A 24,298-nucleotide genomic window follows, 5' to 3' on the forward strand; every position below is an offset into this window, starting at 1 on the left:
ATTTTTTTCAGGTGCTTCAGAAGCTGTATTATTTACATCATTTTTCTTATTTACACCATCTAAGGACTTCATTGTCGGGAACAGCAGAACGTCACGGATTGCAGCTGAATCAGTCAGCAGCATACACATACGGTCGATACCGAATCCGATACCTCCTGTAGGCGGCATACCGATCTCCAGTGCATTCAGGAAATCTTCGTCGGTGTGGTTTGCTTCTTCATCGCCCTGTGCGAACAGTTCTTCCTGAGCTGCGAAACGTGCTCTCTGGTCGATCGGGTCGTTCAGCTCGGAGTAAGCATTTGCCATTTCCCAGCCGTTCATGAAGAATTCAAAACGTTCTACATATTCCGGATTTTCCGGTTTTTTCTTGGTCAGCGGTGAAATCTCAACCGGATGATCCATAACGAACGTCGGCTGAATCAGATGTTCTTCTACAAATTCTTCAAAGAACAGGTTCAGGATATCGCCTTTTTTGTGACGTTCTTCATATTCGATGTGATGTTCTCTTGCGGCTGCACGGGCAGCTTCAAGGTCTTTGATTTCGTTCCAGTCTACACCGGAATATTTCTTAACAGCATCTACCATTGTGATACGTTCAAACGGTTTGCCCAGATCCATCTCGATACCGTTGTAGGAAATGGTGGTTGTGCCAAGAACAGTCTGTGCAACATAGCGATACATATTCTCAGTCAGATCCATCATGCCGTGGTAATCGGTGTATGCCTGATAAAGCTCCATCAGTGTAAACTCTGGATTATGACGTGTATCCAGTCCCTCGTTACGGAATACACGGCCGATCTCGTAAACACGCTCCATGCCTCCGACGATCAGTCTCTTCAGATACAGTTCCAGGGAAATACGCAGCTTCAGGTCTTCGTTCAGTGCATTGAAATGTGTTTCGAACGGTCTTGCTGCTGCACCGCCGGCATTGGATACCAGCATCGGTGTTTCAACTTCCAGGAATCCCTGTCCGTTCAGATACTGACGTACTGCACTGATGATCCTGGAACGTTTGATAAAGGTTTCTTTTACGTCTGCGTTCATGATCAGATCGACATAACGCTGACGATAACGGATGTCGGTATTGGTCAGACCATGAAATTTTTCCGGAAGAATCTGAAGACTCTTGGAAAGCAGAGTTACCTTGGATGCATGAATGGAAATTTCGCCGGTCTTTGTTTTAAATACTTCACCTTCCAGACCTACGATATCTCCGATGTCCATTTTTTTGAAAGCTTTGTATTCTTCCTCACCGATGCTGTCTCTTGCCACATAAGACTGGATATTGCCCTGCAGATCCTGGATATTGCAGAAAGATGCTTTTCCCATTACTCGCTTGGACATCATACGTCCTGCGAGCACTACACTCTTTCCTTCCAGATCCTCAAACTGATCTTTGACTTCCTGGCTGTGATGTGTCACATCAAATTTTGTGATCTGAAACGGGTCTTTTCCGTCTGCCTGCAGTTCTGCAAGCTTATCGCGGCGGATTTTCAGCAGCTGATTTACGTCCTGTGTCTTTTGATTCTTCTGTTCTCCCACTGTTGTCACTCCTTAATTAGATCTGTGGATGCTCAGTACTTTATAATGGATTTCTCCTGCCTGAGTCTCTACAGTTACTTCATCGCCTACTTTATGTCCCAGCAGTGCATGACCTACCGGTGATTCATTTGAAATCTTTCCTTTCAGGCTGTTTGCCTCGGAAGATCCTACAATTTTGTATTCCATTTCTTCTTCATATTCTTCATCGTAAATCTTGACGCTGCATCCAACGCTGATCTTGTCCAGATCTACTTCATCTTCTACAACTACTTCCGCATTTTTCAGAATTTTTTCGATTTCTTCGATACGTGCTTCGATATCTCTCTGCTCATCTTTTGCTGCATCGTATTCTGCATTCTCTGAAAGGTCGCCCTGTTCTCTTGCTTCTTTGATCTTACCGGCAACTTCTTTACGTCTGTTTACCTTCAGATCGTGCAGCTCATCTTCAAGAGCTTTTAAACCTGCATAAGTCAGTAAGTTCTTCTTTTCTTCCATCTTTACCTCCTGATGCCGCTCTTAGCAGCATAACTTTAAGTGCAGCGAAAGATTTTCCTGCACTTTTTAACAAATAATTTTGGGAATTCTATGATGCCAGGGTCAAAAGATCAAAATGTCGTTCTTGCTTGCAAGATAAGACATTTGAACTTGGGACCCGCTAAACATGAGGAAGTAGCTATTTACGCAGTAAATATGCGGATTCCGAATGTTTATAGAATTGCGAGAGTTACTTTGTAACGGAGCAATTCGCAGGCATCTTGTTGGGGGCAAAAGACCTTTTGACCCCAATATCATAATATACATTCGTGAAACAAGATAGCCACTTTTTGCAGCTATCTTGTAATCAAAAATTATACCTTGCGTTTTGTGCCTTGTCAAGCAATCTGCCCTTGTTTTCTGCGTTTTTTACAACAGTTCAGCCTTACGAAAAATATTGTCGTCCGTTTAAGCTTCCGGGTTGAACTGTTTTCAAGACGAACTGCAAAGCGTTTGTCTCACTCCCAGCTTTGCAGAAGTTCTTCCAGGGCTTCCATGGATTCGACTTCATTCACTCTTTTCCTCAGTTTTGCCGAATGCGGAAATCCTGCGGTGTACCATGCAACATGTTTTCGCATCTCACGGATTCCGGTGTATTCTCCACGATACTGCAGCTGCAGTCTTGCATGACGCAGCATCATTTTTTTGACTTCTGCGATCGTCGGCGGCTCAATGATTTTTCCATTTTCCAGATATTCGCTCACCTGACGGAAAATCCATGGATTTCCGCGGGAGGCTCTTCCGATCATCACGCCATCACATCCGGTCTGTTCGATCATGTTCGCAGCATCTTTTGCACAGGTGATATCCCCGTTTCCGATCACCGGAATGGAAACGGCCTCTTTGACCTGGCGGATGATGTTCCAGTCTGCTTCTCCGGAATAATACTGTTCTCTCGTTCTTCCATGTACGGCAATCGCTGCTGCCCCGGATGCCTCAAGAATCTTTGCCATCTCTACGGCATTGACACTGGACTCCTGAAATCCTTTGCGGATCTTTACGGTCACCGGCTTTTTTACTGCTCTGGAAACCCTCTCCACGATCTCTCCCGCCAGTTTTGGATTCTTCATCAGTGCGGAACCTTCGCCGTTATTGACTACTTTCGGCACCGGACAGCCCATATTGATATCGAGAATATCAAACGGCCGCTTTTCAATCTCGGCGGCGGACTGTGCCATGATCTCCGGATCGGAACCGAAGATCTGCAGAGCGATCGGATTTTCTCCCTCTGCGATCTGCATCAAATCCAGCGTATTTTTATTATGAAAGGAAATCGCTTTCGCACTGACCATTTCCATACTCAGAAGCCCGACTCCCTGTTCTTTGCACAGCAGCCGGAACGGCAGGTCCGTAACGCCCGCCATCGGTGCCAGCACACACGGATTTGCAATCTCCACATTTCCTATCTTAAGCTTCATCGTAATCGAATTCCTCACCCAAAAATACTACGCGATAAAACATTTCCAGTGCTTCCATCAGTTCTCGTTTCTCATTCTGAAGTTTTTTGATCTCCAGTACGCTTCCAATCTCGTCATAGAAGAAGTCGTTTTCTTTCGCTTCGGTCTTAAATTCCAGATGACCTTCCGGCGTAAATTCCAGCATCAGGATTCCGCCTACTTTCTGTGTATACAGTACACACATGATCTGCAGTTCCTGACGGATGTGCTCCGGCAGTTTGGAGAACTGCGGATTCAGATAATATTTTTCTTCGTAGGCACTCGCTCCGCACAGAACGACTGTCTCGTTTGCTTTTTTCATGACGTTGTTCCTTTCTTCTTTCTGTTTCATGCGATCTTCAAGAATGCCTCTGGCATTCTTACTGTTGATACCAACAAATTGCCCGCTGCAAAGTAATTCACACGTATCCATACACACCACGTACGGACACTTCTCCGGCGTAGACATTTTCTGTCGTTCCATCTTCTTTTTCCACCAACAGTTCTCCGGCATCGTTGATGCCAAGTGCTTTTCCGCGGTATTCGCCGCACGGGTCAAGCACGCAGACTTCACTTCCTCTGTTCACCAGCATCTGATTGTATTCTTCCATCAGTCCGGACATATCGCTCGTCTCTTCAAATTTTTGATAATATTTTTCCAGCCATTCCAGAGACCGCTGTATGATCTGTGCACGATCCACTTCAGCCCCGGTGATCATTCGCAGGGAAATGGCCTTTTCTTTCAGTTCTTCCGGGAACTCTGTCATATTTGCGTTGATACCGCATCCGATAACCAGATAATGGATTGCATTCATTTCAGCACTCATTTCTACCAGAATACCGCAGATTTTTTTTCCTTCCCAGACCACATCATTTGGCCACTTGATCTGGCAGTTCAGACTGTAAAGTTCGTTGACTGCCCTTGTTACTGCCATACCCATCACCAGAGTCAGCATACTTGCTTTTTCCGGTCGGAGATTCGGACGCATCAGAAGTGTCATGGCGATTGCTGTGCCTTTCGGCGTCTCCCAGGCTCTTCCGCATCTTCCGCGTCCGGCGGTCTGTTTATCCGCGATCACCAGCGTTCCGTTCGGTGCTCCTTCTTCTGCAATTCTTTTGGCACAGATATTGGTGGAATCAAGTGTATCAAAATATCTCACTTCACAGCCCGCCCAGTCCGTGTGAAGTCTGCTTTTTACTTCTTCCGCAGAAATAATATCCGGACATCCTAAAAGGCGATACCCCTTATTGTGTACCGCCTCGATCTCATAGCCTTCTTCTTTAAGCTGATTGATTGCTTTCCATACTGCCGTTCTGGATACGCCGAACTCTTCACAGAGCTGCTGTCCGGAAACAAATTCTTCTGCACCACGCAGACGATTCAGTATTTTACTTTTCATGTTCTTTTACCTCTGTTTAAAACTGCTTTGTATTTCCACAGTTACACTGAAATGCCATACGAATTGTTCCGTACTTCGTACTCTCACAATTCTTTCTACGATCCGCTTCGGTCAGTGTTAAACATGTGCCACTGGCACATAACACTCCACTATTCGCATATCGTGAAGCTTACGCTCCACTTTTATATCTACCCTGGCATTTTTACATAGCCATGATCTGCATAATAAAAGTTGCTATGAGAAGCAGTGCAAAAATCATAAAAATAATGCTCGGTACGGTCTTCTTTTTATAATAACAAAGCACCATAAGTACCACATTGACTATGCTTCCGCATCCGACAGCCAGTGCCATCAGCTGCATGGCAATACTATCCAGCAAAAAGGTCCCGACTGCGGATACGATCACGATCACAGCGGCGGAGGCTCCTAAGATCTCCAGCCGTTTGATCCATTTTTCTTCTTTTCTTGACATAAAATTTTATGCTCCAAGTGTTGCCGCCATAACTGCTTTTATGGTGTGCATTCTGTTTTCCGCCTCGTCAAATACAACGGACTGTTCAGACTCAAATACTTCATCGGTAACTTCCATTTCTTTGAGGTTGAAACGTTCGCCCATTTCTTTTCCGATCTTTGTCTCCCAGTCATGAAATGCCGGCAGGCAATGCAGGAAAATAGCTTTCTCTCCTGCGTTTTCCATCACTTCTTTTGTTACTTTATATGGAGTTAATTCGCGGATACGCTCTTCCCAGACTTCATCCGGCTCACCCATGGAAACCCATACATCGGTGTAGATAACGTCTGCATCTTTGGTTCCGACCTTGACATCTTCGGTCAGTGTGATGCTTCCGCCGCTCTCTTTTGCATAGTCCTGGCATTCCTCAACCAGTGCTGCGTTCGGAAAATATTTTTCCGGTGCACATGCTACGAAATGCATACCGAGTTTTGCACATGCGATCATCAGAGAATTACCCATGTTGTAACGTGCATCGCCCATGTATACCAGTTTCACACCTTTCAGATGTCCGAGGTGTTCACGGATCGTCAGCATATCAGCAAGCATCTGTGTCGGGTGGTATTCGTTCGTCAGGCCGTTCCATACCGGAACCCCTGCATATCTTGCCAGTTCTTCCACAATTTCCTGTCCAAATCCACGATACTCGATACCTTCAAACATTCTGCCCAGTACGCGTGCGGTGTCGCGGATGCTCTCTTTTTTGCCGATCTGAGAACCTGAAGGATCCAGATAAGTCGTTCCCATGCCAAGGTCATGTGCTGCCACTTCAAATGCACAGCGTGTTCTCGTGCTGGTCTTTTCGAAGATCAGAGCCACATTTTTTCCTCTTAAGGTGTCAACCGGGATTCCTTTTTTCTTTTTTTCTTTCAGTTCTGCTGCCAGATCGACCAGATAAATGATTTCCTCTGCCGTGAAATCTTTTAAAGTCAGAAAATTGCGTCCTTTTAAATCCATTTTTTTATCCTCCATATTCGTTTTCAAACCATTTCATTTTTCATAAATTCAAAAATGGCCTATACTTTCTTTTAAACCGGATCTGCTGTTTCTTTTTTCTCGGTTTTTACAGTCTCTGCAAGTGCTGTCAATGTGCCGGCAACATTCTGCAGTTCCGATGGTATGATGATCTTGGTTGCTTTGCCGTCTGCCACTTTTGTCAATGCTTCAAAGCTCTTCAGTGCCAGAACGGTTTCATCTGCTCCTGCATCTTTTAAGAAACGAAGACCGTCCGCATTTGCTTTCTGAACCTTCAGGATCGCTTCTGCCTGACCTTCGGCTTCGCGGATCATCTTTTCCTTCTGTGCTTCTGCTCGCAGGATTGCTGCGGTTTTTTCTGCCTCTGCATCCAGGATTGCAGATTCCTTTTTGCCTTCTGCCACAAGCACGGTAGATTTTTTCTCACCTTCTGCACGCAGGATCGCTTCTCTTCGCTCACGCTCTGCTTTCATCTGCTTCTCCATCGCATCCTGGATTGCAGCCGGCGGAATGATGTTTTTCAGCTCCACACGGTTTACTTTAATGCCCCATGGATCCGTGGCAATATCAAGCGACGCACGCATTTTCGTGTTGATCGTCTCTCTGGATGTCAGGGTCTGATCCAACTCCAGATCCCCGATGATATTTCGCAGTGTCGTTGCAGTCAGATTTTCGATTGCCATGATCGGATTCTCCACGCCGTATGCAAACAGCTTCGGATCTGTGATCTGGAAAAATACAACCGTATCGATCCGCATTGTTACGTTATCCTTTGTGATAACCGGCTGCGGTGCAAAATCTACCACCTGCTCTTTTAAAATGACCTTCTTTGCAACACGGTCAATAAACGGTGCTTTCACATGAAGTCCGACCGACCAGGTCGCACGATATCCGCCAAGACGTTCCACAACCATTGCGGTTGCCTGCGGCACAATCTTCACGCAGGAAAGCAAAAGTATCAACACGATCAAAAGAAGTACGATCAATATCAACCATCCCATGTTTTCTTCCTCCTTTATTTTCCATTTTTTATTTGATGCCTGCTGATTGCTCTGTTTCAAGGCACTCCCGGCATCCTTTTCACTTTTTACAGTTTTGCCGTTTTTGGTATTTCTATCTATTCATCTTCGGAAATTTCCACGATGTTCGGCATCTCCTGAAAATTGCCCTGCGGTGCAGAATCTGTCAGTACGACGGCATCTTCTAATTTTGCAAAGCTGATCGGGCTGACTTTGTAAAATTTCGTGTGATCACAGAGAACAAAGCACCGGTGGATGCGTTCGATTGCTCTTTTTTTGACCATCGCTTCGTCCTGATCCGGTGTCGAAAATCCGGAGCGTTCCGAAACGCCGTTGCTGCCCAGGAAACCAAGACTGAAATTAAATTTCTCGATCTGTCTGCATGCCTCTTCTCCAACCACTGCTTCCGTGGACTGTTTGAGTCTGCCGCCGATCAGAATGACTTCCATGCCTTTGCGTGCCAGTTTCTGTGCATGCGATGGTGCATTCGTCACAAAAACAGCCGTTGTCGCATCGGAAATATAATCGAGCATACATCCGGTTGTCGTTCCGGCATCGAGATACACGAAATCATCATCCTGTATCAGTGATGCTGCATAACGTGCAATCAGTCTTTTTTCTTCTAAATTCTTTTCTTCTCTTCGTGACACCTGCTCATCGCGTATGCTCATGTTGTCAGCCGCAACTGCCCCACCGAAAACCTTGACCAGCTTCCCCTGTGCATCCAACGTATTCAGATCTCGACGGATCGTAGATTCTGAAGTATTTAAATGATCTTTTAACTCCTGAAGTGTCACGCTGCCTCTGTTTTCCAGAAGTTTCAAGATCTCTTTCTGTCGTGTTTTAGTAAGCATATTATCCCACCCCTTTTCATGCTGCAAAAAAATCATATAGTTACATCCCTTGACGCCTTTTATTATAGCTCATAGCAGATAAGAAAGTAAAGCAAAACCGCAGTGCTTTACAACTTTAAAGTCACTGCGGTTTTTCTGAGGAAAAGTTTTATGATGAAGTTTTGGTTTACTCGGCTATTTTTTTCTTAAGCACACCGAGCATTAATGCTCCGACTACGGTTCCTGCTGCCAGTGCAGCCAGGTACATCAGCGGATTGCCGACTACAGGGAACACGAAGACTCCACCGTGCGGTGCCATCAGCGTACAGTTGAATGCCATGGAAAGTGCTCCTGCAAGTCCGGAACCTATTACGCATGCCGGGATGACATGCAGCGGATCGGATGCTGCAAACGGAATCGCACCTTCTGTGATAAATGCAAGTCCCATGATAAAGTTTGTCGGAGCGGATTCTCTTTCTGTTTTTGTAAATTTATCTTTAAACAGAAGAGATGCCAGAGCGATCGCACACGGAGGAACCATACCGCCGATCATAACTGCTGCCATGATTCCGTAATTTCCTGCTGCAATGGATGCCGTTCCAAATACATAGGCCGCTTTGTTGAACGGGCCACCCATGTCAACTGCCATCATACCTGCTACGATGATGCCAAGAAGAACCTTACTGGAACCACTCATGTTTGTAAGAGCTGTGTTCAGTGCCGTGTTCAATGCTCCGATTGGAGGCTCTACGACAAACGTCATAACAAGTCCCACGATCAGAATGCCGAATACCGGATAGAGAAGGACTGGGGCAATTTTTTCCAGTGCTTCCGGAAGTTTTTCGAACAATTTTTTTAAGAGAAGGATAAGATAGCCTGCCAGAAAACCTGCTACTAATGCACCGAGGAAACCAGATTTGCCGTTTGCTGCAATTGCACCACCCACAAATCCGACTGCCAGACCAGGTCTGTCTGCAATGCTCATAGCAATAAATCCTGCCAGAACCGGAAGCATAAATCCAAATGCAAGATTTCCTATGGATTTCAGTGTTGCCGCCACCGGTGTGATCGAACCGAAACTCTGTCGTGCTTCTGCTGTCAATGATGTCATATCTACACAAAGTCCATCGATCAGGAATGCAAGAGCGATCAAAATACCGCCGCCTACGACGAATGGCAGCATGTGTGAAACACCATTCATCAACTGCATATAAATCTGATGGCCTTTGGAGCCTCCTGCTTTTTTCTCGGAAACTTCTGCATTTTCCGATGCAGTATAAACCGGTACATTTCCGGACATTGCCTGCTCTATCAGTTTATCCGCTTTGCTGATACCGTCAGAAACCTGAACTTCGATCAGCTTTTTACCATTGAATCGATCCATCGGAACTTTTGTGTCTGCTGCCACGATGATGCAGTCTGCATTTTTGATCTCTTCCGCAGTCAGCACGTTTTTCGCTCCGCCAGAACCTCTTGTCTCTACTTTAATGAAACATCCTTTCGCTTTTGCAGCCTTTTCCAGACCTTCCGCTGCCATGTAAGTATGTGCGATACCGGTCGGGCATGCTGTGACAGCCAGAATACGGAACTGATCTTCCGAGGTCGCTTCGTCTGCTTTCAGTTTTTCATCCAGATCCGGTGCTTCCTGATCTGCTTCATCGACGATCTTCATAAATTCTTCCGGGCTTTTTGCATTCTGCAGTGCTCTGGAAAAATCCTCATCCATCAGAAGTACGGAAAGTTTGCTCAGTACGTCCAGATGTACGTTGTCTTTGGTATTCGGTGCTGCAATCAGAAAGATCAGATGTACCGGCTCTCCATCAAGAGAATCGTAATCTACACCGTCCTTTACAACCATCGCTGCCAGTCCCGGCTTATCTACAAATGCACCTTTTCCGTGAGGGATCGCAATCCCCTCTCCGACACCTGTCGTTCCTTCCTCTTCACGGCGGTATACTTCCTGGCGATAAGCTTCCAGGTCATTGATTTTTCCACTCTTTGCCATCAGTTCGACCATCTGGTCGAGAGCTTCGTTCTTGGATTTTGGAGCACCGTCGATCCTGATGCTTCGCTTATCCAGCAGTTCTGTGATCCTCATAAGTTCTCCTTTCTTACATTTCTTTTTTGTGATAGATTTTCTACAAGAAGCTAATTCAAAAGTGCCATACGAATTGTTTCTCACTTCGACATCGTAGTTTCAGGCTTTTGACCCTGGCATCTTTACAATGTTTTATAAATCGCTTCTACTTCTTCTTTTGTGGCAAAATTCTCAGAAAATGCACTGGCACTTCCGGTGGAAACGCCCATTTTGAATGCATGCTCATAGCTGCCTTTCTGCATATAACCTGCAGTAAAACCAGCCACCATGGAATCTCCGGCTCCAACCGCATTGATCAGTTTACCTTTCGGTGCCGGGCTTTCATATACGCTGCCATCCTCAGCAAGAAGCACTGCACCTTTGCCTGCCATGGAAACCAGAACATTTCTTGCTCCCATCTCCTGTAACTTCTTCGCATATGGTGCTACCTGGTCACGCTCTCTGATCTCCACTCCAAAGATATCGCCCAGTTCATGATTGTTTGGTTTGATGAGGAACGGATGGTATTTCAGTACATTGACCAGAAGGTCTTTTGTCGCATCCACCACGATCATGACCTCTTTTTCTTCCAGACGTTCCATAATGTCACTGTAAATAGAATCCGGAAGACTTGCCGGGATGCTGCCTGCAAGGATCAGCACATCTCCCTTTTTCAGTGTATCCAGTTTCTTAAGCAATCTTTCAAGTTCTTCACTTCCGATCGAAGGTCCTGTGCCGTTGATCTCCGTTCCATCGATGGATTTTAGTTTGATGTTGATCCGGGAAAATCCATTCTCAAGCTGGATAAATTCGGATGTAATGCCCATCTTCTCGACTTTTCTGCGGATCTCCTCTCCGGTGAAACCGGCGATAAATCCAAGTGCCGTACTCTCAATGCCGAGATTTTTCAGAACGATAGAGACGTTGATCCCCTTTCCACCGGCAAACATCTGCTCTGAACAGGTGCGGTTTGTCATTCCCAGTTGAAAATCTTCCACACCTACGATATAATCCAGACAAGGATTAAATGTTACCGTATAAATCATATGCCTTACCTCTTTCTTTTGCACTTTGGTGTGCCTCTCTGTTTCATGATTGTATTATACAATCATATTCGTTCAATTTCAATCATACTAATTCACAAATTTCCCTTTCCGTTTTTGTATAGTTTTCACAAACGTTCATTTTCATTCATATTCGTTCAATTTGCATTCAAAATTTGCCATGATGTCAGGGTCAAATTTGTTGCTCGCCATTTATAGAAGCGGGAGTCTTCTCCGACTGAGTTCAAGTCGAACGCACGTGAGACTTGGCACGCGATTCTGGTCAGCTTTGCTGACATTTACCCAACAGAATCGCTGTGCATCCTCGCGGAGCGTTTATCTTAGTCGGAGATTGCACTCCCACTAAGACAAATTTGTTGCTCGCCATTTATAGAAGTGGGAGTCTTCTCCGACTGAGATAAAAAAAAACCACGCACCACCGACCGATTCAGTCAGCAAGTGCTGTGGTTTCTTTTCTTTGCATTTTCAGATCAGTCCTCGTTTGCCCGCTTCCATCACGGCTCCTGCCTTATTGGAAACACCGAGTCTTTTGTAGATCTGCTGTGTATGATATTTTACATTAGCGGTTGTCATATTCAGCTCTGCCGCAATTTTTTCTTTTGACATTCCATCTGCCTGCAGTTTCAGGATTCGAAGCATTGTATCACTCAATGTGACTTCTTCCACACCCACTTTTAAATACGCCGGATAGAATCGTGCCATTTTTTCTGTCTCGTCCTGAACCTTTGCCCAGAACTGTTTGTTCTTTCTGGTCTGTGCCAGATCTTTTTCTACTTCCGACGGCTTCCAGGATGTTGCCTGAAGCAGAGGCCGGATAGCCGCACCTTCTCTTGTGATGATCCGTACAAAATGATATTCTTCTGCTTTTGTCAGTGCCTCGCCAAGTGTTTCATCCCATTTTTTCTCACCCATGCGGTACTGCGTGATCGCAAGAAGCAGTTTCACTTCTATATCAATGTAGGTACGCTGCATCACTTTTGCATAATAGGCACATTTCAAAAGCAGATGATAAGCCTGCTCGTTTCTGCCATTCTGCAGATACACACGCACTTTCGTAATATAATGAAAACGATCATAAATAGAGAATATCAGTTCTTCATCCGGTGCCTGGGCAAGCCATTTTGCAATCGCTGCTTTGTCCGCATCATATAATGCACAGCGAACGAGAAAGGTATCGATATTCGGCAGAATTCTTTCTGCATTTTCCTGCTGTGCTTTACCCTTGAATCTGGTCAGAAGCTCCTCCGCTTCTTTTACTTTTCCGGTAATAATATGAAGCCAGGCAAGCATGCCGTCTCCGACAAAACACTGCTCGATCTTGCCTCCTGCCTCCGCCTGCATTCTTCCCTTATTTGCAAGCATCGCAACTTCATAATTATCTCCGCCCTTTTCAAAAAAGCTTTCTGCAAGTGCCAGATTTACAAGCCCCTTACCATATTTTCCAAGTACAAATTCCACAATCTTGCCAATGCTTCCTGCAAGCTCGCGGTCACGCTTGCTCCACTCACAGAAATCCTTGCCGCCGTTCATCTGAGATGCCTGATTGCTGGTAACGGAAAACTCCTGCATTTTCACTTCTTTATCCAAAAGAAGCAAATATGCATTTTTCAGGATTTCTACCATATGGTCACTGCCACGGTGCGGAAGTCCGATATCCAGATACAGGATCTTTCCTTTCGCTGAACGCCGTTCACTTCCGGTATGTTCTTTTGCATATTTTTGAAGCTCCCGGTACCAGCGTTCGCTCTCTTCGGTATTTAAAAGCAACGACTGCAGCATACTCATGCCACACATCAGTTCCGGGCTTTTGCATATTTTTTCTTCCGGCAGTTTAAGATAATACGGTTTCAGTTCATAATAATAAGCATTGTTTGGTGCTATCCGAACATTATCGATCAGCACCGAGGCGATTCTTTCCGTGTCATTCACCTGTTGATACATGGAAAGAGCCTTTAACGGCTGCTTACTGATCTGGTAATAAAGTCCTGCATTTTCGTAAAGCTTACGGATCTGCTCTTTTGTGTATTTTCGCCTCAGCCTCCGGATCATGCTGATCCGCATTTGATTTCTGAGTTTGTAGACCGTTTCACTTCCGTTTCGGACAATATCCATGAAATTACCGATCCACTGAATCCTTTCAAGAAGCGATTCTACATCATTGCGTCCGGTGATCATCTCCGCCATATATACGGTAAAATCTTCCACAATTGCAACTTCCATCAGAAATTCCTGTATTGATATTTCCCAGCGGTCATAGACATGATATTCCAGATAATCCCACATCTGGCTCAGTGCCTCTCCCACCATCGTCCGGTATTCTTCATCTGAAAACGGTTTCGTGACATCCTTTTCATCCTGCCCCATACGCATCTGCCAATAGACACTATTTGTGATGCTCCAGCCGATCGGCATACCAACGCAGTATGCTTTTTCTTTTGCCCGCTGTTCTTCACTGAAGATCATCCCGGTCATGGCAATATACTGATCTGCCTGATCTTCATCAAACAGCAGCTCCTGCTCACCGATCACATAGAAGACTTCACGATACCGCACAGCAGTCAGCCACGGCGGTACCGCACAGCGTCCGCTCAAAATCAGCCACACATCCTCACGCTCCACAAGTTCGATGATCGCTTCCCGGATCTCCTCAGTATCATTCTGCATCGCCATATCGTGCAGACTGTTGATCACCACGGTTTTCCGCTGCTTGGAAACCTTGATCTCACGCAGTTCCTCCACTGTTACCAAACCAGCGTTAAACAGCGTATATTTCCGGTTCTTCAGATATCGCATGACCAGTTCCGTTTTGCCGCAACCGCTGACCCCATAAATATACGCTGTTATATTCTCTTCATCTGCCGCTTTCAGGCGTCTGATTGCACGGCGGGGTTTTACATAGCAGATTTTCTCCCCTTGCATCATCTCTTCCCACATGCTGTTTTCTGCCAATGCAACACCCCGCTTTCTCTGTTGTTTTACTACGTTTTATGTTTATAAGTTCCTCTTCCCAAGAAAAAGTATAGCAATTTTTCCGTGTTTTGTACACTATCCAAACGGCTAGTTTTTTTCTGAAAAGCAGGAAAAATTTACAGGATTGTGAGAGTTACCTTGTAATGGAGCAATTCGCAGGCATCCATTGAAGTCAAAAGTTTTTTATCTCAGTCGAGAAGACTCCCACTTCTGCAAGTGGTGAGTAATAACAAGTCTTTCTCAGTGGGAGTACAATCTCCGACTGAGATAAACGCTCCGCGAGGATGTGCAGTGATTCTGAGAAGAATATGTCAGCTTTCGCTGACCAGAATCACGCACCAAGTCTCACGTGCGTTCGACTTGAATTAATCAGATATTTTTCAGCAATCTCTTTTAATTTCTCCGGTGTCTTTTCATACCATGTGGCAAACACGGTGTTTTCCTGCTGAACGGTTTTTCCAACTTCCATGAGAAAGTCCGGGATATCGCTTTCTTTGATCATGCCCCAGGATTCGCCAAATGCCTCCTGACCCTGTCTGTCACAGCCGTTCACATGAAGCGTAAATACCGGCTCTGTCACACCGTCAATTCTCTTTACTCCGCCGTGGAAACCGATCTTTCCGATCTGATGTGTCCCACAGGATGAAGTACATCCGGAAATATGGATCTGCGGCAGTACACCGTCCGCAAAATCATATTCTTTTGCTGTCTCAACCAGTTTTCTTAAAAGTCCCTGGGAATCACGCACACCAACCTGGCAGATCGTTGCTCCGATACAGGATACGGAACTTTCGAATAAAGTTTCTGCTCCGTCATCCGTAGCTGCAAGCACTTTTTCTGCTTCTTTTGCTGTCAGGTTGATGATATAGATTGTCTCATCCGGTGAAATGCGGATTTCTGCATCCGATACATCTTTGATGCTTTCATAGATCTCGCCAAATTTCGACACTTTCGGCACACCGCCGATCGGATGATATTTTACTGCATACAGTCCCGGCTGTTTCTGTGCCACGATTCGTTTGTTTTCTGTCTGAAGTTCACCGTCGGCTGCTTTTTCTGTACCGGAAACAGCAAGGTTCAGATCCAGTTTTTCATTTTTCTTTACTTCTTCGAGTTTCTCCAGAAATGCCTTCACATAGCCTTCGCTTCCCAGTTTTTCCTGCATATAACGTGTTCTGGCTTTTCCGCGGTTCTCATAGTTTCCGTATGCCAGGAAGGTATTGACCATCGCCTGCACATAATACAGGATCTGTGACGGCTCTACGTTTTCTGCCACTTTCACACCCATGCGTGGATTGTTGCCCAGTCCACCCGCACTATATACGGTAAATGTTCCGTCCTCTGCTGCTACAAATCCAAGATCACGGAAGGTCGCATGTGTCACATTGGCCGGAGAATTGGAAAATCCGACTTTCAGTTTTCGCGGCATGGTCACTTTATCTGCGTTTTTCAGAAGATAATCAGACACAGCCTCTGCATACGGCAGTACGTCAAAATATTCTCCCATTTCTACGCCGGAAAGCGGAGAGCACATCACATTTCGCGGGAAATCTCCGCCACCGCCTTTTGTGATGATACCGACATCCACTGCTTTTTCCATGATATCACAGACGCTGTCTTTGTCCAGATCATGCAGCTGCACTGCCTGGCAAGTCGTAAAATGTGCTTTGTCCACATGATACTGTTCTACCATCTCTGCGATAAATTTCAGTTTTTCTTTTGTCAGTCTTCCGCCCGGCATACGCAGACGCAGCATGCTTGCCTCGCCGCCTTTCTGGGCATAGCTTCCGTATCCTCCGGAAAATCCTTTGTATTCTTTCACGCTTACTTCTTTCGCATAAAATTTTTCTGTCATCTCCCTGAATTTGGGAAGAGATGCTCTCCATTCCTGAATCAGCTGTTCCATACTTATTCTCCTCATATTATTTATTCTTTTGTTTTAAACAAATGATGTCATAAAGATACTCCTGAGCAGATTTTCACTCCTGCCACCGCTTAGTGCTCCGTGCAGTTGAAGCGGGGGAATGCTTCTCTGCGGTAAAGTTATACAAATTGCTTTTTGCAGAGTAAGACACTTCATTTTACATCATGCTTTCTTTATACCATAATTTCAGTATGTTTCATAGGTATTATTTGAAATTCTTTTAAATTTCTCCGAAAATCATCGGACGTTTCGGTGGTTGCGTCTCGGAAAACCGGTATGCACGCAGGAATCTCTCTTCTGCCTGCCCGGCTTTTTCCTGATCATTTGCATGCAGAACCGCCAGTGTCTCGCCTTTTTCGACATAATCTCCGACTTTCTTCTTCAGCTCCAGTCCTACCGAAAGGTCGATCACACTGTCTTTTGTCTCTCTTCCGCCGCCAAGAAGCAGGGAGCAGACTCCGATTTCATCACACTGGATATGAGAAATATAGCCGCTCTGCGGCGATGGTACTGCAATCTGCATAGAGGCCGCAGGCAGTTTCTCCGGATGAGAAACTTCTTCTCCTGTGCCGCCCTGTGCTTTGACAAATGCTTCCAGTTTTCTAAGTGCATCTCCATTCTGGATGGACTGCCGCAGCATTTTTTCTGCGGAAGCGACATCCTCTGCCTTTTTGCCGGCGATCAGCATCCGGCTTCCGAGTGCCAGAACCAGCTCCGTGAAATCTTCCGGACCGCTGCCGTTCAAAGTTGCGATTGCTTCCTTTACTTCCAGAGCATTTCCGATTGCATAACCAAGCGGCTGATCCATATCGGTGATCAGTGCATGCATCTGACGCCCTGCATTTTTGCCGATCGTCACCATCTCTTCTGCCAGAGCAAACGCATCTTCTTCGCTTTTCATAAAAGCTCCGCTTCCGGTCTTGACATCCAGAACAATCGCATCGGCACCGGCAGCCAGTTTCTTGCTCATGATCGAGCTGGCGATCAGTGAAAGATTGTCCACGGTCGCCGTCACATCCCGCAGGGCATAGAGTTTTTTGTCAGCCGGAGCCAGATCTGCCGTCTGTCCCATGATCGAAATGCCGATCGTATTGACATTCTTTATAAACGTTTCCACCGGGATTGCCGTTGAAAATCCAGAAAAGCTCTCCAGCTTGTCGATCGTGCCGCCGGTATGCCCAAGACCTCTGCCGCTCATTTTCGCTACCGGAATTCCGCAGGAAGCTACAAGCGGAACAAGTGCCAGCGATGTTTTGTCCCCTACACCTCCTGTCGAATGCTTGTCAACTTTAATCCCATGGATTGCCGAAAGATCCAGCCGCTCTCCGCTGTCCGCCATGGCAAGCGTCAGATTTAAGGTTTCCTGTTCATTCATCCCTCGAAAATAAATCGCCATCATCAGTGCAGACATCTGATAATCTGGAATTTCCCCCTTTGTATAACTTCGGATCATCCAGTCGATTTCTTCTTTTGCTAATCTTTCCCCATCTCGCTTTTTCCTGATCAGATCATACATTCTCATAATAAAACCCCCAATCTGCGGAAAAAATCTGATATCCTGCACCTCTGCTGTCCGCCGGAAACTGTATCAGACCAAACGCACAAAACGCCGGCTTTCGCCAGCGTTTTGCTTACTTAGTTAAAATATACCATTTCATCTGCCGGCGGTTCGCACGGTTCTACCTTGCTTGCATACAGCACAGGACCTTTTCCGCGATAAAACTTATCGTATTCAAATGCTACCCTTGCAGTGACCATAACCCACTGTCCATGTTTCAGCTGCGGAGCGATCGGACTCTTACAGATGTAGCCGATCATCTGCATATCATCTGCACAGCAGGTCATCGCTTTTCTTCCCGGCACAAAATAAGGTGCCTCTTTGTTTTTGCTCTTCATGGCACGAGCCTTGAACTTCACCGTTTTCCCCACGTATTTGTCCGGATGGTCATCCATATCCACATAGAAGATACCGTAATCCACATCTTCTATTTCGATAATCGGAGCATCCATATCGTACGGCGTATTTTCCTCAAACAGGTCGATCAGTTCACCATCCTCATCCTCAAAGCTGATATCACAGGAAGGATTGACAACCTTGATGCCTCTTCGATAATTGGTCAGCGGATCACTTGATTTACAGCGATTGAAGATCACCATATCTGCATTCTGCACCATCTCTGAGAACAGAGACTGCATATTTGCACGGTAGATCTGATAGCTGCTGCCGTCTACGATCACGATCTCCTGAGAAATGCCCCATCCAAGCGGCAGTTTCATCGCACGCAGTTTGTTGACACCCCAGAGCGGATTGTACTCAAGCAGCACTCGCTCCGGATGATATTTGCGATGCAGAACACGGAGGTTCTCAAATGTAAAATCCTCCGGCTCTTCAATCTTCTCGACAACCGTGTTGTATTTCAGAAGTTCTTTCTCGTCGTACTCCTCCTCACCCTCTTCGCAGGTGATCAGAAGTGTTGTTCCTTCTATTTGAAAGTAATCCTGTTTCGCAGTAAAATCCAGAAAAGAAGTTTTGCCGCTCTCCAGGACACCGGTCACAAGATAAACCGGTGTTGAAATATTAAAATCACTCATCTTTTTTTACCTTGTTCCTTATTTCGCAAACCACAGCTGCTCTAATTTTGCTTCATCCAGTTTGGAACCGATCACGCAGATACGTCCTGTGTATTCTGCACTTCCCTCACGGATATCCACTTCTTCCGGAACCATGTCAAAATAAGTCCAGACACCGTCTTCGCTCTCCAGCATACCTTTTGCACGCAGGATCATTCCGTAAGAATCGTCTTCTGACAGAGTTTTCAGAATCTTTTCAATCTCTTCACGGCTGTATTTACGGACGGTTTCCTTACCCCAGCTTGTAAATACCTCATCTGCGTGATGATGGTGATGATGATGTCCCTCGTGGTCATGGTCATGGCAGCCACAGGTGCAGCCCTCTCCATGGTCATGGTGATGCTCATGCTCGTCATGATCATGGTCGTGATGATGCTCATGATCGTGGTCATGGCAGCCGCAGGTGCAGCCCTCTCCATGGTCATGGTGATGCTCATGATCGTCGTGGTCATGATCCTCATGATCGTGATGATGCTCATGCTCTTCATGGTCATGGTCGTGATGATGTTCATGATCACAGCAATGGTCATGCTCTTCTTCTACATGAGAAAGGTCGATCTTCATTCCTTCGATCGTGTCCAGGATCTTCTGTCCACCCAGATCTTCCACCGGTGTTGTGATGATCGTAGCATCCGGATTCAGTTCACGGATCAGTTCGATGGCAGCTTCGATTTTTTCCGGTGTTGCCTTCTTTGTATCGGTACGGCTCAGGATGATCGTGCCGGCTGCTTCTACCTGATTCTTGAAGAATTCACCAAAGTTCTTCAGATACATTTTGCATTTCAGAACATCGACAACCGTAACGGCACTGTTCAGTTTCACTTCTCCGTCTGCTTCCAGATGCAGATTTTCAACTGCATGAATAACGTCAGAAAGTTTGCCGACACCTGACGGCTCGATCACGATGCGGTCCGGATGATATTTCTCTACCACTTCTTTTAAAGCGGTTCCGAAATCTCCTACCAGAGAGCAGCAGATACAGCCGGAATTCATTTCCTTGATCTCGATTCCTGCATCTTTCAAAAATCCACCGTCAATACCGATCTCGCCGAATTCATTCTCAATCAATACCACCTGCTGTCCTTTAAATGCATCCTGTAACAGTTTTTTGATCAGGGTCGTTTTACCTGCACCCAAAAAACCGGAAATAATATCAATCTTTACCATAATAACTTCTACATCTCCTTTATCCATTTCGTCCATCCATCGGACGACATTCTGCCCCGATTATACAACCTGATTTTGATTCTGTAAAGCAGACACCAGATTTGTCAGGCATTCAGAATGGCATTTATTTTCTCATCTTTTTCTTCTTTTGTGATAATGCCCATCTCGAACTGCTGCTCGATTTTTTTGATCTCTTCAAAATTTTCTACTTTTTTCCTGGCAATATTCAGCTTCTGCTCATATTCTTCCTTAGAAATAATTTCCATGGCAAGTGCTTTGTCGAGAACGCCTTTTTCCTGTTCAAAAGACTCTTCCGCTTTTGTCTTCTCACGAAGAAGTGTATTCTGTTTTGCTCTCTTCTCTACTTCCGCCAGCTGATTTTCCAGCTCCTTTTTCTTTGCCTGATCCTGTTTGATGATCGTCAGGAAATCAGAAACATCAAACACCGGCTCTTCGTCCTCATCAGATTCTTCTGCAACTTTATCTTCTGCCGGCTCTTCGGATACTTCTTTTTCTTCGTCGATCGTTTCTGCTGTATCTTCTGCTTTCACTTCATCGATGGTTTCATCAGCTGCTACTTCTGCCTTTACTTCGTCAATTGCTTCTTCCTTCACTTCATCGATCACTTCTGAAGATTCTGTTGCTTCGGTTGTTTCAGCTTCGGCTGCTTCATTTTCTGCTGTTTCCGGTTCTGCATCATCCATATCTGCTACAAATTCTGCATATTTCTTTCCGATCTGCAGATACTGTGCATCCATTTCTTTCTCTAATTCACGGATCTGTCTTTTCAGACCGGTGATCTCCATTGTATCCTGTACACTTGTCTCAACAACTGTTTTTACATTGTTTGCTGATGCGGCAATGTTTTCTCCCACATCCTGTACCTTTTTTAAAGCTTTGTCAAAAAATCCCATGATATCAACCCCTGTCTTATTGTGTGTAAATGCACATCGATTCTGCTAAGTAAATATCATCCAAACCGACCAGAATCGCATGCCAAGTCTCGCATACGTTCGACTTGATTTTAGAGTTCTATGTCTAATATAACACACCCGAATCATTCTAACAAGTCCAAAGGCGTACACCGGAGAAAAAAGCACAGCCAATTTTTGATTCCTGAACTCAACACAAATTACGGTCAACAAGTGGGACTTCTCTTTTGTGCAAACTGCACGAAAAAAAGCACCGTCCCCGATGCTCTCTACTTGTCATCCAAAACAGTGCTTTTATAGTGCGCGATCAGGGGTTCGAACCCTGGACACCCTGATTAAGAGTTTTCGTTTTTTTCCATTTCTTTTCGCACTCGTGAGTATGATATTTCTCTCTCTCTTTGCATTTCTTCCAGATAATATTGTCTAATATCTTCGTCCGCATTACTTGTCTTTAGTTTAACTGTCCTCTTTGTGCCGTCTTTCTCTGTAATCTCTATCGCTTTGAAAGTTTCCATAATATCGCCCGGTTGACAATCAAGGAATAAACATATTTTGTCAATGATATCTGTTTTTACAGTTTCGCCTTTAGAGAGTTTTGCGATTGTTGGTGCTGATATAATTTGTTGCAAGTCTTTTTTCTTTAAACCTCTTCTGTTGAGCAAATCAAATAATTTATAGTATTTTATCATATTTTCACCTCGACTTTTAATAGTTAGTTTCTCTTATTTTCAGTATATATTGAAAAAAATTAGCTGTCAAATAAAAAAAATTAGTATTTGTTTATTTTTCTATTGACTTCACTTTGTTTGTTTGCTATATTTTACTTAGCGAACGTTTATTGTTTAAAAGCAAAAGTTTATTTAAAGTGAGGTGTTGTTTTTATGAGTAGAATAAATGCAGATATGAAAATATGGCTTTTTGACCTTGCACATGGCAACTTAAATGATTCTACTGTTTTATCTGGTTTTGTTAAGTATTATGTTTTGCATGATATGAATGTACATGATGTTGTGCGTGATATTGTGTTTAATACATCTTATGGTGATGAAGGTGTGGTAAGAGCACGTGAAACTCTTGTTTCTATTTTAAATAAACTTTCACTTGCTCAAAATATAGAAATTTTGCTATAAAGTATATTTCATTATTTGGTACATTATGGCAAGTGTCAAGGATGCCGTAGGCACTTGCTTGTCCTTGACATGGTTCGCAAATAAAACACTGCTGATAGCCAGTAAGAACGGCGTAGCCGTCCCTTACTGGGTTGTTTATAGGATGAAATTGGGAGGTTAAGAAAAATGATGCTGTTTGTTCGAAAACGTATGGCTGGAAATTTACAAGCTTTAAGACAGATGCGTGAGTTGTCGGTTGCTGATCTGGCGAGCCGTTCGGGGTTGTCGGTTGACACTCTTCTGGCTCTGGAGTCCGGTAGCGTGACTGTTCCATTTACGTTCGAATTGCTTTTGTTGCTTTGCGTGGTGCTTGATGTTGAACCGAATGATTTTTTTGAGGGATTGTATTGTTGAATAGCAAAGATTCGATGATATTGAAGTCTGGTAGGTGTGTGGGCGAGGTGTCCGCAGTGCGGACTCCGCACATCACACCAGAGACAGCGAAGCTGTCTCCCTATACTTGACAGTAGCAACACTTCTCAACCTTTTTTGTAAATTCACTGTACATTGCTACGTCTCCAGTGTGTGCGGTGATGGGGTGAGGGGGTTCCCTTCTCCGCACAAGCTGGGAGCGTGGCAGTGCCAGCGAAGCGGCATACAAGCGTAGCAAAATAAATGTGTTTAGCCCCCATTTACTAACAGGGGGGCACCAAATTCAATGATGGAGGAACAAACTTTATGAAATCTCACGAAGAATATAATGATAAACTTATGATAAAAATTGACTGGCTCTCTTTCACTGTCCAGAAGTCTATGACTCCTAAAGGCGTTATAGAATACTTTGGCATGGATATAGAAGAATTTAAGGAAGAAGTACGCGGCTTAAACGGTTACCGCAAGCAGTATACACACCGTGTAAACGGAAACAACGGACTCATTCGTGTTTTATATGATGGCCAAATGGGTATGGGTGTGCATGTTGACGTTTCCGGCTCTGCTATCCATCATTTCTTTGAAGCCTTTGAAAACAAACTTACTTGTGATACGCCTTTTGGTGAGAAAGCACTCCAGCTTCCTGAGGATTTTGATTTTCAAAACAAAGAAAATATTGTTGTGCTTCTTCTGGCTTATATTCGCCGTATCGCAAAGTTTACCCGTATCGACGTGGCTCTCGATGATTTTGCATCTTTCTTCACCTTGGGAGAAATAAATGCTTTAGTTGAAAATAAACAGATGGTCACAAAATTTCGTACATATAAGCGTGTTGTTGAGTCCAGCGTTTCTGATTCTACTATTAAGGGTGAGACGATCTATGTAGGCAGTAATAAAAGCGATGCCTTTATTCGTATCTATAACAAAGCATTGGAGCAAAAAATGGATGATATGGATTGGATTCGCTGGGAAATCCAGTTGCGTAACTCTCGTTCAGAAGCTTTTGTTGATATGCTTTTGTCAGATGAACTTAAGCCTGTTCCGTTTGCTTCTGCCGCTGTTTCTCTGTTGGCTGGCTTTCTTCGCTTCATTGAATTGGATAATGCAAACCGTTCTCGCTGTTCTACCTGTAAAAAATGGCTGGAGTTTATCGCTTCAGCTTCTGCACTCCGCTTATCTGTACCTAAAAAAGAAGCTTCCATTGACACAAAGCTGGAATGGATACAAAGACAGGTCATGCCTACGCTTGCCGGTCTGATCTATGCTTATGATGGAGATTTTGAAAAAATCATGGGCGATTTTACTATGCAATTCTATAGAAACTCTTATGAAGCACAAAAAATGTTTAAAGAAGCTTACAAGCGTTTAATGGAGATCACCGAAAAGGATAGTGAAGAAAATGGACAATATGGAAACGGCATTGAATAAATTTCTGCTTTCGAAAAAGCTGGCTGGTTTAACAGAACAATCTCTTACTCATTATAACGAGATTAACCGTTCTTTTGCTTCTGACTGCCTTTCTGAGCCTGTTTCTGCCATTACAGTAGAATACTATCAAACTTACTTTCTAAGTCTCTACGATCGGCACTTATCAAAAGCAACCGTGTCAACTTATATCAGACATATCAAAATTTTCTTGAAATGGTTAGAGGTTGAATACAATCTACTACAATATATTTATGGTTAATATCCCTTACAGCCAGTAAGGAATTATCCATCTTGTTGCTTAAGCTGTATAATGA

Annotated in this window: 22 protein-coding genes; 4 read left to right on the forward strand and 18 right to left on the reverse strand. The window is 44.6% G+C overall.

The genetic code is table 11. From position 1 onward, the window contains the following. The 18 genes from lysS to GPK60_RS15655 form a co-directional block, all read right to left on the reverse strand. Positions 1-1,542, reverse strand: a 1,542-nt coding sequence (gene lysS / locus GPK60_RS07035; RefSeq protein WP_215659143.1) for a lysine--tRNA ligase, incomplete at its 3' end; no start/stop codon positions are given. Positions 1,543-1,554: 12 nt separating this feature from the next. Then, complete coding sequence (greA, locus tag GPK60_RS07040) at positions 1,555-2,037, reverse strand: transcription elongation factor GreA (protein ID WP_022118758.1); 483 nt, start codon at positions 2,035-2,037, stop codon at positions 1,555-1,557. A gap of 497 nt (positions 2,038-2,534) precedes the next feature. After that, on the reverse strand, positions 2,535-3,494 hold the full coding sequence (gene dusB, locus GPK60_RS07045; protein ID WP_215659144.1) for a tRNA dihydrouridine synthase DusB: 960 nt from the start codon (positions 3,492-3,494) through the stop codon (positions 2,535-2,537). Further along, positions 3,484-3,834 carry a DUF6145 family protein gene (locus GPK60_RS07050; RefSeq protein WP_147632476.1) on the reverse strand — a complete coding sequence of 117 codons (351 nt, stop codon included), beginning with the start codon at positions 3,832-3,834 and terminating at the stop codon, positions 3,484-3,486. Before GPK60_RS07050 ends, dusB begins: the two co-directional genes overlap by 11 nt. A gap of 97 nt (positions 3,835-3,931) precedes the next feature. Further along, positions 3,932-4,912 carry a biotin--[acetyl-CoA-carboxylase] ligase gene (locus GPK60_RS07055; RefSeq protein WP_215659145.1) on the reverse strand — a complete coding sequence of 327 codons (981 nt, stop codon included), beginning with the start codon at positions 4,910-4,912 and terminating at the stop codon, positions 3,932-3,934. A gap of 202 nt (positions 4,913-5,114) precedes the next feature. Beyond that, positions 5,115-5,384, reverse strand: a complete 270-nt coding sequence (locus GPK60_RS07060) for a hypothetical protein (protein ID WP_173866299.1) — start codon at positions 5,382-5,384, stop codon at positions 5,115-5,117. Positions 5,385-5,390: 6 nt separating this feature from the next. Further along, a complete protein-coding gene (gene argF, locus GPK60_RS07065) occupies positions 5,391-6,380 on the reverse strand; it encodes an ornithine carbamoyltransferase (RefSeq protein WP_173866300.1) in 990 nt (329 codons plus the stop codon). Positions 6,381-6,451: 71 nt separating this feature from the next. Further along, the gene (locus GPK60_RS07070; RefSeq protein WP_022118764.1) at positions 6,452-7,399 is read right to left on the reverse strand and encodes an SPFH domain-containing protein; all 948 of its coding nucleotides are present in this window, start codon (positions 7,397-7,399) and stop codon (positions 6,452-6,454) included. 116 nt (positions 7,400-7,515) lie between these two features. Beyond that, entirely contained in the window at positions 7,516-8,271 is a 756-nt protein-coding gene (locus tag GPK60_RS07075; RefSeq protein WP_022118765.1) for a DeoR/GlpR family DNA-binding transcription regulator, read from the reverse strand. 166 nt (positions 8,272-8,437) lie between these two features. After that, positions 8,438-10,348 (reverse strand): fructose-specific PTS transporter subunit EIIC, encoded by a 1,911-nt coding sequence (locus tag GPK60_RS07080; protein ID WP_215659146.1) that lies wholly within the window; start codon positions 10,346-10,348, stop codon positions 8,438-8,440. Positions 10,349-10,470: 122 nt separating this feature from the next. Beyond that, a complete protein-coding gene (pfkB, locus tag GPK60_RS07085; protein ID WP_022119668.1) occupies positions 10,471-11,373 on the reverse strand; it encodes a 1-phosphofructokinase in 903 nt (300 codons plus the stop codon). Positions 11,374-11,856: 483 nt separating this feature from the next. Further along, complete coding sequence (locus GPK60_RS07090) at positions 11,857-14,340, reverse strand: LuxR C-terminal-related transcriptional regulator (protein WP_252191321.1); 2,484 nt, start codon at positions 14,338-14,340, stop codon at positions 11,857-11,859. Between the two features lie 352 nt (positions 14,341-14,692). Further along, positions 14,693-16,267, reverse strand: a complete 1,575-nt coding sequence (locus tag GPK60_RS07095; protein ID WP_215659147.1) for a nitrite/sulfite reductase — start codon at positions 16,265-16,267, stop codon at positions 14,693-14,695. A gap of 238 nt (positions 16,268-16,505) precedes the next feature. Next, positions 16,506-17,807: a pyrimidine-nucleoside phosphorylase gene (locus GPK60_RS07100; RefSeq protein WP_173897199.1), complete on the reverse strand. Its 1,302-nt coding sequence runs from the start codon at positions 17,805-17,807 to the stop codon at positions 16,506-16,508. Between the two features lie 113 nt (positions 17,808-17,920). Further along, the gene (locus GPK60_RS07105) at positions 17,921-18,877 is read right to left on the reverse strand and encodes a GTPase (G3E family) (RefSeq protein ID WP_022118020.1); all 957 of its coding nucleotides are present in this window, start codon (positions 18,875-18,877) and stop codon (positions 17,921-17,923) included. 18 nt (positions 18,878-18,895) lie between these two features. Beyond that, complete coding sequence (locus GPK60_RS07110) at positions 18,896-20,083, reverse strand: CobW family GTP-binding protein (protein ID WP_215659153.1); 1,188 nt, start codon at positions 20,081-20,083, stop codon at positions 18,896-18,898. 104 nt (positions 20,084-20,187) lie between these two features. Further along, positions 20,188-20,997, reverse strand: coding sequence for a hypothetical protein (locus GPK60_RS07115; protein WP_215659148.1), 810 nt, complete (start codon positions 20,995-20,997; stop codon positions 20,188-20,190). Between the two features lie 353 nt (positions 20,998-21,350). Next, positions 21,351-21,704: a helix-turn-helix domain-containing protein gene (locus GPK60_RS15655; protein ID WP_147632469.1), complete on the reverse strand. Its 354-nt coding sequence runs from the start codon at positions 21,702-21,704 to the stop codon at positions 21,351-21,353. Between the two features lie 192 nt (positions 21,705-21,896). On the opposite strand from GPK60_RS15655, the gene GPK60_RS07125 reads away from it, so the two are divergent. From GPK60_RS07125 to GPK60_RS07140, 4 genes are all read left to right on the forward strand, one after another. After that, positions 21,897-22,145: a hypothetical protein gene (locus tag GPK60_RS07125; RefSeq protein WP_215659149.1), complete on the forward strand. Its 249-nt coding sequence runs from the start codon at positions 21,897-21,899 to the stop codon at positions 22,143-22,145. 165 nt (positions 22,146-22,310) lie between these two features. Further along, positions 22,311-22,538 carry a helix-turn-helix transcriptional regulator gene (locus tag GPK60_RS07130; RefSeq protein WP_022118066.1) on the forward strand — a complete coding sequence of 76 codons (228 nt, stop codon included), beginning with the start codon at positions 22,311-22,313 and terminating at the stop codon, positions 22,536-22,538. A gap of 324 nt (positions 22,539-22,862) precedes the next feature. Beyond that, positions 22,863-23,984, forward strand: a complete 1,122-nt coding sequence (locus GPK60_RS07135; protein WP_215659150.1) for a replication initiation factor domain-containing protein — start codon at positions 22,863-22,865, stop codon at positions 23,982-23,984. Then, positions 23,956-24,243 (forward strand): phage integrase N-terminal SAM-like domain-containing protein, encoded by a 288-nt coding sequence (locus GPK60_RS07140; protein WP_215659151.1) that lies wholly within the window; start codon positions 23,956-23,958, stop codon positions 24,241-24,243. The genes GPK60_RS07135 and GPK60_RS07140 overlap by 29 nt, the downstream gene beginning before the upstream one ends. The last annotated feature ends 55 nt before the right edge of the window (positions 24,244-24,298 follow it).

Source organism: Ruminococcus sp. MCC718, assembly GCF_018783905.1.
Taxonomy (GTDB): domain Bacteria; phylum Bacillota; class Clostridia; order Lachnospirales; family Lachnospiraceae; genus Hominisplanchenecus; species Hominisplanchenecus faecis.